General features: G+C 59.1%; 9 protein-coding genes. 8 read left to right on the top strand and 1 reads right to left on the bottom strand.

Annotated features, from left to right (window positions below; translation table 11 throughout):
* Positions 1-283: 283 nt before the first annotated feature.
* Positions 284-3,613 carry a diguanylate cyclase gene (locus ETG88_RS17660; protein WP_107704247.1) on the top strand — a complete coding sequence of 1,110 codons (3,330 nt, stop codon included), beginning with the start codon at positions 284-286 and terminating at the stop codon, positions 3,611-3,613.
* Here ETG88_RS17660 and alkA read toward each other — a convergent pair.
* Entirely contained in the window at positions 3,578-4,450 is an 873-nt protein-coding gene (gene alkA / locus ETG88_RS17665; protein ID WP_123427421.1) for a DNA-3-methyladenine glycosylase 2, read from the bottom strand. The genes ETG88_RS17660 and alkA overlap by 36 nt on opposite strands.
* Before the next feature lie 132 nt (positions 4,451-4,582).
* Here alkA and yegD point away from each other — a divergent pair, with 132 nt between their 5' ends.
* From yegD to baeR, 7 genes are all read left to right on the top strand, one after another.
* Complete coding sequence (gene yegD, locus ETG88_RS17670) at positions 4,583-5,935, top strand: molecular chaperone (RefSeq protein ID WP_129035988.1); 1,353 nt, start codon at positions 4,583-4,585, stop codon at positions 5,933-5,935.
* Positions 5,936-6,142: 207 nt separating this feature from the next.
* On the top strand, positions 6,143-7,390 hold the full coding sequence (locus ETG88_RS17675) for an MdtA/MuxA family multidrug efflux RND transporter periplasmic adaptor subunit (RefSeq protein WP_129035989.1): 1,248 nt from the start codon (positions 6,143-6,145) through the stop codon (positions 7,388-7,390).
* On the top strand, positions 7,390-10,512 hold the full coding sequence (locus ETG88_RS17680; protein ID WP_129035990.1) for an MdtB/MuxB family multidrug efflux RND transporter permease subunit: 3,123 nt from the start codon (positions 7,390-7,392) through the stop codon (positions 10,510-10,512). Before ETG88_RS17675 ends, ETG88_RS17680 begins: the two co-directional genes overlap by 1 nt.
* The gene (mdtC, locus tag ETG88_RS17685; RefSeq protein WP_129035991.1) at positions 10,513-13,590 is read left to right on the top strand and encodes a multidrug efflux RND transporter permease subunit MdtC; all 3,078 of its coding nucleotides are present in this window, start codon (positions 10,513-10,515) and stop codon (positions 13,588-13,590) included.
* Positions 13,591-15,006 (top strand): MFS transporter, encoded by a 1,416-nt coding sequence (locus tag ETG88_RS17690; protein ID WP_102104104.1) that lies wholly within the window; start codon positions 13,591-13,593, stop codon positions 15,004-15,006.
* Complete coding sequence (gene baeS, locus ETG88_RS17695) at positions 15,003-16,406, top strand: envelope stress sensor histidine kinase BaeS (RefSeq protein ID WP_129035992.1); 1,404 nt, start codon at positions 15,003-15,005, stop codon at positions 16,404-16,406. Before ETG88_RS17690 ends, baeS begins: the two co-directional genes overlap by 4 nt.
* The gene (gene baeR, locus ETG88_RS17700; RefSeq protein WP_123427411.1) at positions 16,403-17,125 is read left to right on the top strand and encodes an envelope stress response regulator BaeR; all 723 of its coding nucleotides are present in this window, start codon (positions 16,403-16,405) and stop codon (positions 17,123-17,125) included. The genes baeS and baeR overlap by 4 nt, the downstream gene beginning before the upstream one ends.
* Positions 17,126-17,255: the final 130 nt, after the last annotated feature.

Raw genomic sequence — 17,255 nt, forward strand, 5'->3', positions numbered from 1 at the left:
CGGCAATTATAGGGATTTCGCGTGCCTGATACTAGTGGAAAGGGCAGGTAATGCGAGAGTCATTCCAAATCCCTCTTTTCGCCCTGACCGAAATTTTAACGGTCATTTTTAACGCGTTAAACCTGAAATTTCTGCTGACTAAGTATTTAATAACTCTATGATGACAAATTATGAGCAGTCGGCATATGAATTGTAAATTGTTTGTACTAGCATAATCCAAATTAAAATTCTCATTCGTGCGGACCTTGTTCCTGGCAGCATGGCGTCTCTGGATAAAGCGGTAATGAATAAACAATACCAGCATGTTTTGGTGACTACCCCACATCCTTTACTACGGCTTGTCAGTCTTGGTCTGGTGACCTTCATCTTCACCCTTTTCTCGCTCGAGCTGACGCGTTTCGGTACTTTACTGGCACCGTTATGGTTCCCGACGTCGATCATGATGGTCGCCTTTTACCGCCACGCCGGGAAGATGTGGCCGGGAATCGCCCTCGCCTGCTCGTTTGGTAACATTCTTGCCTCGTGGATGCTGTTTTCCTGGGAAACCCTCAGTTTCTGGTACACGGCCATCAACGTGATCGAAGCGTGCGTCGGCGCGCTGCTGCTGCGTAAATTATTGCCCTGGTATAACCCGCTTAAAAATCTTAGCGACTGGATTCGTCTGGCGATAGGCAGCGCCGTTGTACCGCCGCTGTTAGGCGGCGTTCTGGCCTGGCTGCTGGTCCCCAGCGCCGAGCCGCTGCGTAACTTTTTTGTGTGGGTGCTTTCAGAATCTATTGGCGCGCTGGCGCTGGTCCCACTCGGTCTGCTGTTTAAACCGCACTATTTACTGCGCCACCGTAACCCGAAACTGCTGCTGGAAACCCTGCTCACGATGGCGGTCACGCTGGTGCTGTGCTGGGTGTCGATCACTTTCCTGCCCTGGCCGTTTACCTGCGTAATTGTATTACTGATGTGGAGCGCGGTGCGTCTGCCGCGCATGGAGGCGTTCCTCGTCTTTCTGGTGACGGTGATGATGGTGTCGCTGATGATTGCGACCAAACCGGCGCTGCTCACGCCCCAGAATACCGACGTGATGCTCAACGCCCCGTGGCTGCCCTTCCTGATGATGCTCCTGCCGGCGAACGTGATGACCATGGTGATGTACGCCTTTCGCGCCGAGCGCAAGCACATCACCGAGAGTGAAGAACGTTTTCGTAATGCGATGGAGTATTCCGCCATCGGCATGGCGCTGGTCGGCATTGAAGGGCAGTGGCTGCAGGCAAACAAGGCGCTGTGCCAGTTCCTTGGCTACTCGCAGCCTGAGCTGCAGGCCCTGACTTTCCAGCAGTTGACCTGGCCGGAAGATTTAAATTCCGACCTGAAAAGCCTGGAAGATCTGGTACGTGGCGACATCAATAGCTATTCAATGGAAAAGCGCTACTACACCCGAAACGGCGAGGTGGTCTGGGCGCTGCTGACGGTCTCCGTGGTGCGTCATACGGACGGCTCCCCGCTCTATTTCATCGCGCAAATCGAAGATATCAACGACCTCAAACACACGGAGTGGGTCAATAAGCGCCTGATGGAGCGTATTACGCTCGCGAACGAAGCGGGCGGCATCGGTATCTGGGAGTGGGATTTACAGCCGGATGTGATCAGCTGGGACAAACGTATGTTCGAGATGTACGAGATCCCGTCGCATATCAAACCGACCTGGCAGCTGTGGCACGAGAGCATGCTTCCGGAGGATCGCGAGCATGCCGAACAGGTGATCCGCGATGCCCTGATGGCGCGCGTGCCGTTTAAGCTCGAATTCCGCATTCGCGTCAAAGAGGGTGTACGTCATATACGCTCGCTGGCGAATCGGGTGCTCAACAAGCAGGGCGAAGTCGAACGCCTGCTCGGCATCAATATGGACATGACCGAAGTTAAAGAACTTAACGAAGCCCTGTTCCAGGAAAAAGAGCGTCTGCATATCACCCTCGACTCTATCGGCGAGGCGGTACTGTGTACCGATATCGATATGCACGTCACCTTTATGAACCCGGTCGCGGAGAAAATGAGCGGCTGGACGCAGCAGGAAGCGATGGGACAGCCCATCCTCAATGTGCTGCACATTACCTTCGGCGAGAACGGCCCGCCGATGGAAAATATTCACAGCGGCGATATGTCACGTTCTGATATTAATCAGGATGTGGTCCTGCACAGCCGCAATAGCGGCAGCTTCGATATTCACTACAGCATCACGCCGCTGAGCACCCTCGACGGGCAGAATATCGGCTCGGTGCTGGTCATCCAGGACGTCACCGAGTCGCGCAAAATGCTGCGTCAGCTAAGCTACAGCGCCTCTCACGACGCCCTCACCCACCTGGCGAACCGCGTCAGCTTTGAAAGCCATCTCAAGCGTCTGCTGCAAACCGTGCATGACACCCATCAGCGTCACGCGCTGGTCTTTATCGATCTCGACCGCTTCAAAGCGGTGAACGACACCGCAGGCCACGCGGCGGGTGACGCCCTGCTGCGCGAACTGTCGTCTCTGATGCTGAGTATGCTGCGCTCAAGCGACGTGCTGGCGCGACTGGGCGGCGATGAATTTGGCCTGCTGCTGCCGGACTGTAACGTCGAGAGCGCACGCTATATCGCGGGTCGAATTATTCATGCCATCAACGATTACCACTTCATGTGGGAAGGCCGCCTGCACCGCATCGGCGCCAGCGCCGGGATCACGCTGATTGACGACACCAACAGCCTGGCCGCAGAAGTCATGTCCCAGGCTGATATCGCCTGTTACGCCTCGAAAAACAACGGTCGCGGCGTGGTAACGGTTTACGAACCGCAGCAGGAGAGAATTCACAGCGCGCGCAGCATGATGTCGCTGGATGAACAATGGCACATGATCAAAGACAACCATCTGCTGATGATTGGCCGCAGCGTCGCGTCGCCGCGCATTCCGGAGAGCAGCAACTTCTGGCTGGTCTCCCTGCGGCTGTGGACCAGCCAGGGCGAAGTGCTCGAAGAGCACGCGTTCCGCTCGGGGCTGGCAGAACCGGATCTGCTGCATGCCCTCGACCGCCGTATTTTCCAGGAATTTTTCCGCGCCTTTGCCGTTCAGGTAGCGAATAAAGGGATGGGTGTGGCGCTGCCGCTCTCACCTGAGGGGATGTCCAGCTCGACGCTGGTGAATGAACTGCTCGATTTGCTGGAGAAAAGCCCGCTGCCGGGGCGTCTGCTGCATCTGGTGATTCCGGTCGAAACCCTGCAAAACCAGGATGCGACGATTCAGGACGGGCTGCAAAAACTGCGTCAGGCCGGTTGCCGCATTATTTTGAGCCAGGTCGGACGCGATATGGACATCTTTAACCACCTGAGCGCCCACATGGCGGATTACCTGCTGCTGGACCCGGAGCTGGTGACCAACGTTCACGGCAATCTAATGGACGAAATGATGGTGACCATTATCCAGGGCCACGCGCAGCGGCTGGGGATGAAAACCATTGCCGGGCCGAGCAATCAGCCGCTGATGATGGATACCCTTTCCGGCATTGGTATCGACTTCATCTATGGCGATTCCATCGCCGAACCGCAGCCGCTGGAGCTACTGCTCAACACCAGTTATTTCGCTATCAACTGAGGGTGCCCAGTTTTCCGTATACCAGATATGGAGCAGCGCATAAGACCGCCACGGCTGCCAGCGCAGCGCATACTTGCGGATCTGCGCCGGCGTCATACCGGCGAAGCGCTGTTTGATCAGATAGTCATCCGGCAAGAACACATCTTTCGCCTGCCAGCCGCGCAGGGCTAAGTAGTTAGCCGTCCAGCGCCCGATCCCGGGCCGCGCCTGAAGCGCCTTCATTCCGCTCTCAATATCTTCCGGCGGCTGGAGCGGAAAAGTGCCGTCAACGACCGACTGCGCAAGGTGAATCAACGACTCCGCGCGTTTCACCGGCATCCCCAGCGCCTTGAGCGCCAGCGGATCGGCAGCAGCCAGTGCCGCCGGGGTCGGGAAGCAGGTGTATTCCGGGAATCCCTTCAGCGGTTCGCCGCACAGCGCGACCACGCGCGCCGCGAGTTTCGCCGCCATCGACACACTCACCAGCTGCCCGAGAATCGCCCGCACACCTTGTTCGTACGCATCCATCGCCCCCGGCAGGCGTAATCCTGGACGTGCTGCGCCCAGCTCACCCAGCGTGGCAGCGATGTGCTGCGGATTGCAGGAGAGATCGAACAGGCGTTCGATACGCGCCAGGCAGTTCTGCGCGACCGGCACCAGCCCTTCGCTGAGCGTGACCTGCAGGGTGCAATCCGCCAGCGATGGCGTGACCCGAAACAGCCCCTGATGGCCGTCGCAGGTGAAACTGCGCTCGTAATAGGTATCGGTCACGGTCTCCACGCCCGCGACCGCACGCGCGCCAAGAAAGCCAAACATCCATTGCCAGTCGTAGGGGGGTTGCCAGTTCAGGGTGTACATCATCGCTCCTTTTGTTGTCTTCACAGCATAACCCGACCTTACGCGGTGTGCCTTGCTTTCATATTCCTGTTGTCGTGAGCGAGACATTTCGCTAAAGTCTCGCCCCTTCTCAACGGCATGGGGATTACGTCAGTGTTTATTGGTTTTGACTACGGTACGGCAAACTGCTCTGTGGCGGTGATGGATGACAACACGCCACGTCTGCTGAAAATGGAAAAAGAGAGCTCGCTGCTGCCGTCGATGCTGTGTGCGCCGACGCGCGAAGCCGTGAGCGAATGGCTGTATCGCCACCATCAGGTTCCGGCGACTGCCACAGAGACGCAGGCGTTACTGCGTCGTGCCGTGAATTTCAACCGCGACGAAGATATCGACGTCACGCCGTCCAGCGTACAGTTCGGTTTGTCCTCTCTGGCGCAGTACATTGAAGATCCGGAAGAAGTTTACTTCGTTAAATCCCCCAAATCCTTCCTCGGTGCCAGCGGGCTTAAGCCGCAGCAGGTAGCCCTGTTTGAAGATCTGGTGTGCGCGATGATGCTGCACATTCGCAACCAGGCGCAGACGCAGGTATCGGACGCGATCACCCAGGCCGTCATTGGCCGCCCGATTAACTTCCAGGGGCTGGGCGGCGATGAAGCCAACCAGCAGGCGCAGGGTATTCTTGAGCGCGCGGCCCATCGCGCCGGTTTCCGCGACGTTGTGTTCCAGTATGAGCCGGTCGCTGCGGGTCTGGATTTTGAAGCGACGCTGCGCGAAGAGAAACGTGTGCTGGTGGTGGATATCGGGGGGGGTACTACCGACTGCTCCCTGCTGCTGATGGGGCCTCAATGGCACCAGCGCCGCGACCGCGAAAACAGCCTGTTAGGGCACAGCGGTTGCCGCGTAGGCGGTAACGATCTGGATATCGCCCTGGCATTTAAAAGCCTGATGCCGCTGCTCGGTATGGGCGGGCAAACGGAAAAAGGGACCGCCCTGCCGATTCTGCCGTGGTGGAATGCCGTCGCGATTAACGACGTTCCGGCGCAGAGCGATTTCTACAGTACTGCTAACGGACGCTTCCTGAACGACCTGGTGCGTGACGCCCAGGACGGCGACAAAGTGGCCCTGCTGCATAAAGTCTGGCGTCAGCGTCTGAGCTACCGTGTGGTGCGCAGTGCGGAAGAGAGCAAAATTGCCCTCTCCGATGCGACCGAGCACGCCGTCACGCTGCCGTTTATCAGCGACGAACTGGCGACCGCCATTTCTCAGCATGGGCTTGAGACGGCGCTGTCGCAGCCACTGCAGCGCATTCTGGAGCAGGTTCAGCTGGCGCTGGAAAACGGTCACGAGAAACCGGATGTGATCTATCTGACGGGCGGTAGCGCACGTTCACCGCTGATCAAGAAAGCGCTGGCAGAACAGTTGCCGGGCATTCCGATTGCCGGTGGCGATGATTTTGGCTCCGTCACCGCCGGGCTGGCACGCTGGGCGAAGGTAATGTTCAGCTGATATTTGTCGGGGTCTGTGCGGGCTGATGCCCTCCCCCCGCGCCCGGTAAGAGCGAGAAATCCTCAAAACGGCAGCTCAGGTTGCCGTTTTGCTTTTATCTCTCAGACAAATCCAGACAGTCTTTCATATTTCCTCCATTATTCCACTGCGTTGCCTGACTAAACTAGTATCATTCCCCGAAGTGTTTCAGGAAGAGAACGTATAACGATGAAAGGCAGCAAAAAATTCCGCTGGGCAATCGCCGTCGGTGTCATTGTGGTGGCCCTTGCCGCCGCGTGGTACTGGCACAATCAATCGGCGCAGAGTGCCGCTCCGGCAGGCGCTAACGGCCAGACGCAACGCCCTGCGGGCGGTGGACGTCACGGCATGCGCGGTGGCGCGCTTGCCCCGGTACAGGCCGCGACCGCCGTCAGCAAATCGGTTCCTCGTTATCTCACCGGTCTTGGGACGGTTACCGCCGCAAACACAGTAACCGTGCGCAGCCGCGTCGATGGACAGCTGATGGCGATCCACTTCCAGGAAGGCCAACAGGTCAAAGCTGGCGATCTGCTGGCTGAAATCGATCCGAGTCAGTTCAAAGTGGCCCTCGCACAGGCGCAAGGCCAGCTCGCCAAAGATAAAGCAACGCTTGCCAACGCCCAGCGCGATCTGGCGCGTTATCAGCAACTGGTAAAAACCAACCTCGTTTCCCGTCAGGAGCTGGACACGCAGCAGTCGCTGGTGAGCGAAGCCCAGGGCACCATTAAAGCGGATGAAGCCGCCGTCGCCAGCGCACAATTGCAGCTCGACTGGAGTCGCATTACCGCGCCGATTGACGGACGCGTCGGCCTGAAACAGGTCGATATCGGCAACCAGATATCCAGCGGCGACACCACCGGTATCGTGGTGCTCACCCAAACGCATCCAATTGATCTCGTCTTTACCCTGCCGGAAAGCGAAATCGCCACCGTCGTTCAGGCGCAAAAAAACGGCCAGACCCTGGCGGTAGAAGCCTGGGATCGTGCGAACAAAGCCAAGCTGAGCGACGGCCAACTGCTGAGCCTGGATAACCAGATCGATACCACCACCGGCACCATCAAGCTTAAAGCCCGCTTTACCAATCAGGATGACGCCCTGTTCCCGAACCAGTTCGTCAACGCGCGGATGCTCGTCGCTACCGAGGAGAATGCGGTGGTGATCCCAACGGCGGCGCTGCAGATGGGCAACGAAGGCAACTTTGTTTGGGTGCTGAACAGTGACAATAAAGTCAGCAAACATCTGGTGAAACCGGGTATTCAGGACAGCCAGACGGTGGTCATCAGCGCGGGCCTTTCCGCAGGCGATCGCGTGGTAACGGACGGGATCGACCGTCTGACCGAAGGGGCCAAAGTCGAAGTCGTTGAAGCACACACGGATACGGCCACCAGCGAAAAACCGGCTAAACGTGAACACGTGAAACAGGGAGCGGCGTCCTGATGCAGGTATTGCCACCCAGCTCCACAGGTGGGCCATCACGCCTGTTCATTTTACGCCCCGTCGCCACCACGCTGCTGATGGTGGCGATCCTGCTGGCAGGGATTATCGGCTATCGCTTCCTGCCCGTGTCGGCCCTGCCCGAAGTGGATTACCCAACGATTCAGGTCGTCACCCTCTATCCTGGCGCCAGCCCGGATGTGGTGACGTCGGCGATCACTGCCCCGCTGGAGCGCCAGTTTGGGCAGATGTCGGGCCTGAAACAGATGTCATCGCAAAGCTCCGGCGGCGCGTCGGTGGTGACGCTGCAATTCCAGCTCACCCTGCCTCTCGACGTGGCCGAGCAGGAAGTGCAGGCGGCGATTAACGCAGCCACCAATCTGCTGCCCTCCGACCTGCCCAATCCACCGGTTTACAGCAAGGTCAATCCGGCGGATCCGCCGATCATGACCCTCGCCGTCACCTCCTCCGCCATGCCGATGACACAGGTGGAAGATATGGTGGAAACGCGCGTGGCGCAGAAAATCTCCCAGGTCTCCGGCGTCGGGCTGGTGACACTCTCCGGTGGTCAGCGTCCGGCCGTGCGCGTGAAACTGAACGCCCAGGCGATTGCCGCCCTCGGATTGACCAGCGAAACCATCCGCACCGCCATCAGCAGCGCCAACGTCAACTCGGCAAAAGGCTCGCTGGACGGCCCAACGCGCGCCGTCACGCTCTCGGCTAACGACCAGATGCAGTCCGCCGACGAGTATCGTCAGTTGATTGTGGCTTACCAGAACGGCGCCCCCATTCGCCTCGGTGATGTGGCCACCGTAGAGCAAGGTGCAGAAAACAGCTGGCTCGGCGCATGGGCCAACAAACAGCAGGCGATTGTGATGAACGTCCAGCGCCAGCCGGGCGCGAACATTATCGACACCGCCGACAGCATTCGCACTATGTTGCCGCAGCTGATCGAGAGCCTGCCGAAATCGGTGAGCGTCAAGGTCCTGTCGGATCGCACCACCAATATCCGCGCCTCCGTCAGCGACACCCAGTTCGAGCTGATGCTGGCGATTGCGCTGGTGGTGATGATTATTTACGTCTTCCTGCGTAATGTTCCAGCGACCATTATCCCTGCCGTCGCCGTTCCGCTGTCGCTGGTCGGGACCTTTGCGGTAATGGTGTTCCTCGATTTCTCCATCAACAACCTCACCCTGATGGCGCTCACCATCGCCACCGGGTTCGTGGTCGATGATGCAATCGTGGTCATCGAGAACATTTCGCGCTATATCGAAAAAGGCGAGAAGCCGCTGGCCGCAGCGCTAAAAGGCGCAGGCGAGATCGGCTTTACCATTATCTCCCTCACCTTCTCGCTGATTGCGGTGCTGATCCCGCTGCTGTTTATGGGCGATATCGTTGGCCGTCTGTTCCGCGAATTTGCCGTCACCCTGGCAGTGGCGATTCTCATCTCCGCCGTGGTCTCCCTGACGCTGACGCCGATGATGTGCGCCCGCATGCTGAGCGCGGAATCCCTGCGCAAGCAAAACCGTTTTTCTCGCGCCTCCGAGCGCCTGTTTGAACGCGTGATTGCGGCCTATGGCCGGATGCTGACCAAAGTGCTCAATCACCCGTGGGCGACGTTGAGCGTCGCGCTGGGAACGCTGGCCCTGAGCATGCTGCTGTGGGTGATGATCCCGAAAGGCTTCTTCCCGATTCAGGATAACGGCATTATTCAGGGTACGCTGCAGGCGCCGCAGTCCGTCTCCTTCGCCAGCATGGCCCAGCGCCAGCAGCAGGTGTCCGAGGTGATCATGAAAGATCCGGCGGTCGAGAGCCTGACGTCGTTTGTCGGCGTGGACGGCACCAATCCGTCGCTGAACAGCGCTCGCCTGCAGATCAATCTCAAACCGCTGGACGACCGCGACGATCGCGTGAATACCGTGATCGAACGGCTGCAAACTGCGGTGGCAAGAGTGCCAGGCGTCGAGCTGTATCTCCAGCCGACTCAGGATTTGACCATCGATACCACCGTCAGCCGCACCCAGTACCAGTTCACCCTGCAGGCCACCAGCCTGGAGGCGCTTAGCACCTGGGTTCCGCAACTGGTCAGTAAGCTCCAGGAACTGCCGCAGCTGTCGGACGTGAGCAGCGACTGGCAGGATCAGGGGCTGGCTGCCTACGTCAACGTTAACCGTGACACCGCCAGCCGTCTGGGCATTTCCATGGCCGATGTGGATAACGCGCTGTACAACGCCTTCGGCCAGCGCCTGATCTCCACGATTTACACCCAGGCCAACCAGTATCGCGTGGTGCTGGAGCACAACACTGAACAGACGCCGGGCCTTGCGGCGCTGGATTCGATTCGCCTGACCAGCAAAGACGGCGGGATGGTGCCGCTGAGCGCAATTGCCACCGTCGAGCAGCGCTTTACGCCGCTCTCCATCAACCATCTCGACCAGTTCCCGTCCACCACCATTTCGTTTAACGTGCCGGACAATTACTCCCTCGGGGAAGCGGTGGAATCCATTCTCAACGCCGAGAAAACCCTTAGCTTCCCGACGGATATCCAGACCCAGTTCCAGGGCAGCACCCTGGCGTTCCAGGCCGCACTCGGGAACACCATCTGGCTTATCGTTGCGGCGGTCGTGGCGATGTATATTGTGCTCGGCGTACTGTATGAGAGCTTTATCCATCCGGTGACGATCCTCTCCACCCTGCCCACGGCGGGCGTGGGCGCGCTGCTGGCGCTGATGCTGTCGGGCAGTGAGCTGGATGTGATTGCGATTATCGGCATTATTTTGCTGATCGGCATCGTCAAGAAAAACGCCATCATGATGATCGACTTCGCCCTTGCCGCCGAGCGCGAACAGGGCATGGCCCCGCGCGAGGCCATTTTCCAGGCCTGCCTGCTGCGTTTTCGTCCGATCCTGATGACCACCATGGCCGCCCTGCTTGGCGCACTGCCGCTGATGCTCAGTACCGGCGTCGGTGCGGAATTGCGCCGTCCGCTGGGGATCGGTATGGTCGGCGGTTTGCTGGTCAGCCAGGTGCTGACGCTGTTCACCACGCCGGTGATTTACCTGCTGTTTGACAGCCTGGCGCTGAGGCTCAAAGCGCGCTTCCCGAAACGTGAAGAGGAGGCGTAAGTGAAGTTTTTCGCCCTCTTCATTTACCGCCCGGTGGCAACGATTTTGATCTCCCTCGCCATCACCCTGTGCGGCGTGCTCGGCTTCCGGCTGCTGCCGGTGGCCCCGCTGCCGCAGGTAGATTTCCCGGTGATCATGATCAGCGCCTCCCTGCCCGGCGCGTCGCCAGAAACGATGGCCTCATCGGTGGCCACGCCGCTGGAGCGCTCTCTCGGACGCATTGCGGGCGTCAGTGAAATGACCTCCAGCAGTTCCCTCGGCAGCACGCGAATCATTCTGGAATTCAACTTTGACCGCGATATCAATGGCGCCGCCCGCGACGTGCAGGCCGCCATCAACGCCGCGCAAAGCCTGCTGCCCAGCGGGATGCCGAGCCGTCCTACCTATCGCAAAGCCAACCCGTCCGATGCGCCGATCATGATTTTAACGCTGACATCAGACACCTACTCCCAGGGCGAACTGTACGATTTCGCCTCGACGCAGCTGGCGCAGACCATCGCCCAGATCGACGGCGTCGGCGACGTCGATGTCGGCGGTAGCTCCCTGCCCGCGGTGCGCGTGGGCCTGAACCCGGAAGCGCTGTTTAACCAGGGGGTCTCGCTGGATGATGTGCGCACCGCCATCAGCAACGCCAACGTGCGCAGGCCGCAGGGGGCGATTGAGGACAGCAGCCATCGCTGGCAGATCCAGACCAACGATGAGCTAAAAACCGCGGCGGAATATCAGCCGCTGATTATTCACTACAACAACGGCGCGGCGGTGCGTTTAAGCGATGTGGCAAGTGTCACCGACTCGGTGCAGGACGTGCGTAACGCCGGGATGACGAACGCCAAACCGGCAATTTTGCTGATGATCCGCAAACTGCCGGAAGCCAATATCATCCAGACTGTGAACAGCATTCGCGAGCGTCTGCCGGAACTGCAGGAGACAATTCCGGCGGCGATCGATCTGCAAATCGCCCAGGATCGCTCCCCGACTATTCGCGCCTCGCTGGAAGAGGTCGAGCAGACGCTGATTATCTCCGTCGGGCTGGTTATCCTGGTGGTGTTCCTGTTCCTGCGCTCCGGTCGCGCGACGCTGATCCCTGCCGTGGCGGTGCCCGTATCGCTGATTGGCACTTTCGCCGCCATGTACCTGTGCGGATTTAGTCTTAATAACCTGTCGCTGATGGCCCTGACTATCGCCACCGGATTCGTGGTCGATGACGCCATCGTGGTGCTGGAAAATATTTCGCGCCATCTGGAAGCGGGGATGAAACCGTTGCAGGCCGCGCTTCAGGGGACGCGCGAAGTAGGCTTTACGGTGCTCTCCATGAGCCTGTCGCTGGTGGCGGTATTCCTGCCGCTGCTGCTGATGGGCGGACTGCCGGGGCGGTTATTGCGCGAGTTCGCCGTCACGCTTTCTGTCGCCATAGGTATCTCGCTGGTGATCTCCCTGACCCTGACACCGATGATGTGCGGCTGGATGCTTAAGCGCAGCAAGCCCCATTCCCAGCCGCGTAAAAAAGGCGTTGGCCGCCTGCTGGTGGCGATGCAGGAGGGTTACGGCAAGTCACTGAAATGGGTGCTGAACCACACGCGAATCGTCGGTTTTGTGCTGGTGGGTACCATCGCGCTCAACGTCTGGATGTACATCAGCATTCCGAAAACCTTTTTCCCCGAGCAGGACACAGGCGTGCTGATGGGCGGGATTCAGGCGGATCAGAGCATTTCGTTCCAGGCGATGCGCGTGAAGCTGCAGGATTTCATGAAGATCATCCGGGAAGATCCTGCCGTCGATAACGTGACGGGCTTTACCGGCGGTTCGCGCGTTAACAGCGGGATGATGTTTATCACCCTGAAAGCACGCGGCGAGCGCAACGAAACGGCGCAGCAGGTGATCGACCGCCTGCGCGTGAAGCTCGCCAAAGAGCCGGGCGCGAATCTGTTTTTGATGGCCGTTCAGGATATCCGCGTCGGTGGGCGTCAGGCTAACGCCAGCTATCAGTACACCCTTTTGTCAGACGATCTGGCTGCCCTGCGCGAGTGGGAGCCGAAAATCCGTAAAGCGCTGGCGGCCCTGCCGGAGCTGGCCGATGTGAACTCGGACCAGCAGGATAACGGCGCGGAGATGAACCTGACCTATGACCGCGAAACCATGGCGCGGCTCGGCATTAACGTTGAAGCGGCCAACAGTTTGCTCAACAACGCCTTTGGTCAGCGCCAGATTTCCACTATCTACCAGCCGATGAACCAGTACAAAGTGGTGATGGAGGTCGATCCGCGCTACACCCAGGACATCAGCGCGCTGGATAAGATGTACGTTATCAACAACGACGGTAAATCGATCCCCCTCTCCTACTTCGCCAGCTGGCAGCCCGCCAACGCGCCGCTGTCGGTAAACCATCAGGGGCTGTCGGCGGCGTCAACGGTGTCATTTAACCTGCCGACCGGCTCGTCGCTTTCTGAGGCCAGCGATGCGATCAACCGCGCCATGACCCAGCTTGGCGTGCCGTCGACCGTGCGCGGCAGCTTTGCAGGCACCGCGCAGGTGTTCCAGGAGACGATGAACTCACAGGTGATTTTGATTCTGGCGGCGATTGCAACGGTCTATATCGTGCTCGGCATTCTGTACGAAAGCTACGTCCATCCGCTGACGATCCTCTCCACTCTGCCGTCAGCGGGCGTCGGCGCGCTGCTGGCGCTGGAGTTATTTGGCGCGCCCTTTAGCCTCATTGCGCTTATCGGGATCATGCTATTAATAGGCATAGTGAAGAAAAACGCGATCATGATGGTCGATTTCGCCCTCGACGCGCAGCGCAACGGCAATATGTCGCCGCAGGACGCCATTTTCCAGGCCTGCCTGCTGCGCTTCCGCCCGATTATGATGACCACGCTGGCGGCGCTGTTTGGCGCACTGCCGCTGGTGATTTCCGGCGGTGATGGCTCTGAACTGCGCCAGCCGCTGGGGATCACCATCGTCGGCGGGCTGGTGATGAGCCAGCTGTTGACACTCTATACCACACCGGTGGTGTATCTGTTCTTCGACCGCCTGCGGGTGCGTTTTTCACGTAAAAACAGAGAAACGGTAAGCGAGTAAATGACTGATCTGCCCAACAATGTTCGCTGGCAACTGTGGATTGTCGCCTTCGGCTTCTTTATGCAGTCGCTGGATACCACCATTGTTAACACCGCCCTCCCCTCGATGGCGAAAAGCCTGGGGGAGAGTCCGCTGCACATGCACATGGTCATCGTCTCCTATGTGCTGACGGTGGCGGTGATGCTGCCCGCCAGCGGCTGGCTGGCGGACAAAGTTGGGGTGCGCAATATCTTCTTCACCGCCATTATTCTGTTCACCCTCGGCTCGCTGTTTTGCGCGCAGGCCGACACGCTGAACGAGCTGGTGATGGCGCGCGTGTTGCAGGGCGTCGGCGGAGCGATGATGGTGCCCGTCGGCAGACTGACGGTGATGAAAATCGTGCCGCGCGAACAATATATGGCGGCGATGACCTTCGTGACGCTGCCCGGCCAGGTCGGGCCATTGCTCGGCCCTGCCCTCGGCGGGATTCTGGTGGAGTACGCCTCCTGGCACTGGATTTTCCTGATTAATCTTCCGGTCGGGGTTGTCGGCGCGATCGCCACGCTGTGGCTGATGCCGAACTACAAAATGCAGACGCGGCGCTTTGATCTCTTCGGTTTTGTGCTGCTGGCAGCGGGCATGGCGACGCTGACCCTGGCGCTGGACGGGCAAAAAGGGCTGGGGATTTCCACCCTCACGCTGGCACTGCTGGTGACTATCGGCGTTCTGTCGGTGCTGTGGTATCTGTGGCACGCCAGGGATAACGACCAGGCGCTGTTCAGCCTGTCGCTGTTTCGCAATCACACCTTCCGCCTCGGGCTGCTCGGCAGCTTCGCCGGGCGTCTTGGCAGCGGCATGTTGCCGTTTATGACGCCGGTGTTCCTGCAGATCGGACTGGGCTTTTCGCCGTTCCACGCCGGTTTGATGATGATCCCGATGGTGCTTGGCAGCATGGGCATGAAACGCATTGTGGTGCAGGTGGTGAACCGCTTTGGCTATCGCCGGGTGCTGGTCGCCGCAACGCTGGGACTGGCGCTGATCAGCCTGCTGTTTATGGCCGTGGCGCTGATGGGCTGGTATTACGCTCTGCCGCTGGTGCTGTTCTTCCAGGGGGTGATTAACTCCACGCGTTTCTCGTCGATGAACACCCTGACGCTGAAGGATCTGCCCGACGAGCTGGCGAGCAGCGGCAACAGTTTGCTGTCGATGATCATGCAGCTCTCCATGAGCGTGGGCGTGACCGTCGCGGGCCTGCTGCTCGGCATGTACGGTCAGCATCATCTGGGCGCTGATACTGCCGGCGCGCATCAGGTCTTCCTTTACACCTATCTCAGCATGGCGGTGATTATCGCCCTGCCCGCCTTAATTTTCGCCCGGGTCCCGGATGATACCAGCAAGAACGTCGTCATCAGCCGACGTAAAAGGAGTGAGTCATGAAATTCTGGCGCCCCGGCATTACTGGAAAATTGTTTCTGGCGATTTTCGCCACCTGTATCGTGCTGCTTATCACTATGCACTGGGCCGTGCGGGTCAGCTTCGAACGGGGTTTTATCGACTACATTAAGCGCGGAAACGAACAGCGGCTACAGGGCTTGAGCGACGCGCTCGCCGATCAGTATGCCCTGCACGGTAACTGGCGTTTCCTGCGTAATAACGACCGCTTTGTGTTCCAGATCCTCAAATCGCTTGAGCACGATAACGACGACGATCGCCCGGGGCCGGGGATGCCGCCACACGGCTGGCGCACACAGTTCTGGGTGATCGACCAGGATAAATACGTGCTGGTCGGGCCTCGCGCGCCGGTTCCACCTGACGGCACGCGGCGGGCCATTATGTTTAACGGTGCCACTGTCGGCTGGGTGATCGCCTCTCCGGTCGAACGGCTGACGCGCAACACGGATATCAACTTTGATCGCCAGCAACGCCAGACCAGCTGGCTGATTGTCGCCCTCTCCACCCTGCTTGCGGCACTGGCGACGTTCCCGCTGGCGCGCGGCCTGCTGGCACCCGTCAAACGGCTGGTGGAAGGCACGCACAAACTGGCGGCAGGAGACTTTACCACCCGCGTGGATACCCGTAGCCAGGACGAACTGGGCAAACTGGCGCAGGACTTCAACCAGCTCGCCAGTACGCTTGAGAAAAACCAGCAGATGCGCCGCGATTTTATGGCCGATATTTCCCACGAGCTGCGCACGCCGCTGGCAGTGCTGCGCGGTGAACTGGAAGCCATTCAGGACGGTGTACGCCAGTTTACGCCTGAGTCCGTCACCTCGTTGCAGGCAGAAGTGGGCACCCTGACCAAGCTGGTGGACGATCTGCATCAGCTTTCCATGTCCGATGAGGGCGCGCTGGCCTATCAAAAAGCGCCTGTCGATGTGATCAATATTCTGGAAGTGGTCAGCGGTGCGTTCCGCGAACGCTTCGCCAGCCGAAATCTGAACATTGAACTCTCCCTGCCGGATAGCGCCGTGGTCTTCGGCGATCCGGACCGTCTGATGCAGCTGTTTAATAACCTGCTGGAAAACAGCCTGCGCTATACGGACGGCGGCGGCGCACTGCGCATTTCTGGCCGCGTCGAAGACGGGCGTTTCGCCCTCACCTTTGCCGATTCCGCGCCGGGAGTGCAGGACGCGCAGCTGGAGAAACTGTTCGAGCGCTTTTACCGCACCGAAGGCTCCCGCAATCGTGCCAGCGGCGGTTCGGGTCTGGGGCTGGCGATTTGCGTTAACATCGTCGAGGCGCACGGGGGCACTATCCGCGCCGCCCATTCGCCTTTTGGCGGGGTTAGCATTACAGTAGAGTTACCGCTGGAACGCGATTTATCGAGAGAAGTATGACTGAGTTACCCATTGACGAAAACACACCACGCATTCTGATCGTGGAGGACGAGCCTAAGCTTGGGCAGTTATTGATCGACTATTTACGCGCGGCAAGCTATGCCCCCACGCTGATTAATCACGGCGATCAGGTGCTGCCCTATGTGCGCCAGACGCCGCCGCATCTGATCCTGCTGGATCTCATGCTCCCTGGCACCGACGGCCTGACGCTGTGCCGCGAAATCCGCCGTTTTTCCGACGTGCCGATAGTGATGGTAACGGCGAAAATCGAAGAGATCGATCGCCTGCTGGGGCTGGAAATCGGTGCCGATGATTACATCTGCAAACCCTACAGCCCGCGTGAAGTGGTCGCCCGCGTGAAAACGATTCTGCGCCGCTGCCGTCCACAGCGCGAACTTCAGGTGCTCGACGCCGAAAGCCCGCTGATTGTCGATGAGAGCCGCTTCCAGGCAAGCTGGCGCAGCAAACTGCTGGACCTGACACCGGCGGAATTCCGCCTGCTGAAAACCCTCTCTCACGAGCCGGGGAAAGTGTTCTCCCGCGAACAGCTGCTGAATCATCTCTATGACGATTACCGCGTGGTGACGGACCGCACCATCGACAGCCATATCAAGAACCTGCGCCGGAAACTGGAATCGCTCGACGCCGATCAGTCGTTTATCCGCGCGGTGTACGGCGTGGGGTATCGCTGGGAGGCGGATGCCTGTCGGATCGCGTAAAAGATTCCCCCAAATCTGACCCGCCTGCTGGCGGGTTTTTCTTCACTAGAAAGTCTCACATTATCATCCATACTCTTCTTGTCGGTGCGTTTAGCTGTCGCCTGTTTCTCGTTAACTTTCCTCAAGGAGT

This window comes from Lelliottia nimipressuralis, assembly GCF_004115925.1.
In the GTDB taxonomy this organism is placed as follows: Bacteria; Pseudomonadota; Gammaproteobacteria; order Enterobacterales; family Enterobacteriaceae; genus Enterobacter; species Enterobacter nimipressuralis.

Bases quoted from the DNA above. Each gene is read 5' to 3' on its own strand.
- baeS (WP_129035992.1), top strand. From the start codon at position 15,003: ATGAAATTCTGGCGCCCCGGCATTACTGGAAAATTGTTTCTGGCGATT.
- ETG88_RS17660 (WP_107704247.1), top strand. From the start codon at position 284: ATGAATAAACAATACCAGCATGTTTTGGTGACTACCCCACATCCTTTA.
- ETG88_RS17680 (WP_129035990.1), top strand. From the start codon at position 7,390: ATGCAGGTATTGCCACCCAGCTCCACAGGTGGGCCATCACGCCTGTTC.
- baeR (WP_123427411.1), top strand. From the start codon at position 16,403: ATGACTGAGTTACCCATTGACGAAAACACACCACGCATTCTGATCGTG.
- ETG88_RS17690 (WP_102104104.1), top strand. From the start codon at position 13,591: ATGACTGATCTGCCCAACAATGTTCGCTGGCAACTGTGGATTGTCGCC.
- ETG88_RS17675 (WP_129035989.1), top strand. From the start codon at position 6,143: ATGAAAGGCAGCAAAAAATTCCGCTGGGCAATCGCCGTCGGTGTCATT.
- alkA (WP_123427421.1), bottom strand. From the start codon at position 4,450: ATGTACACCCTGAACTGGCAACCCCCCTACGACTGGCAATGGATGTTT.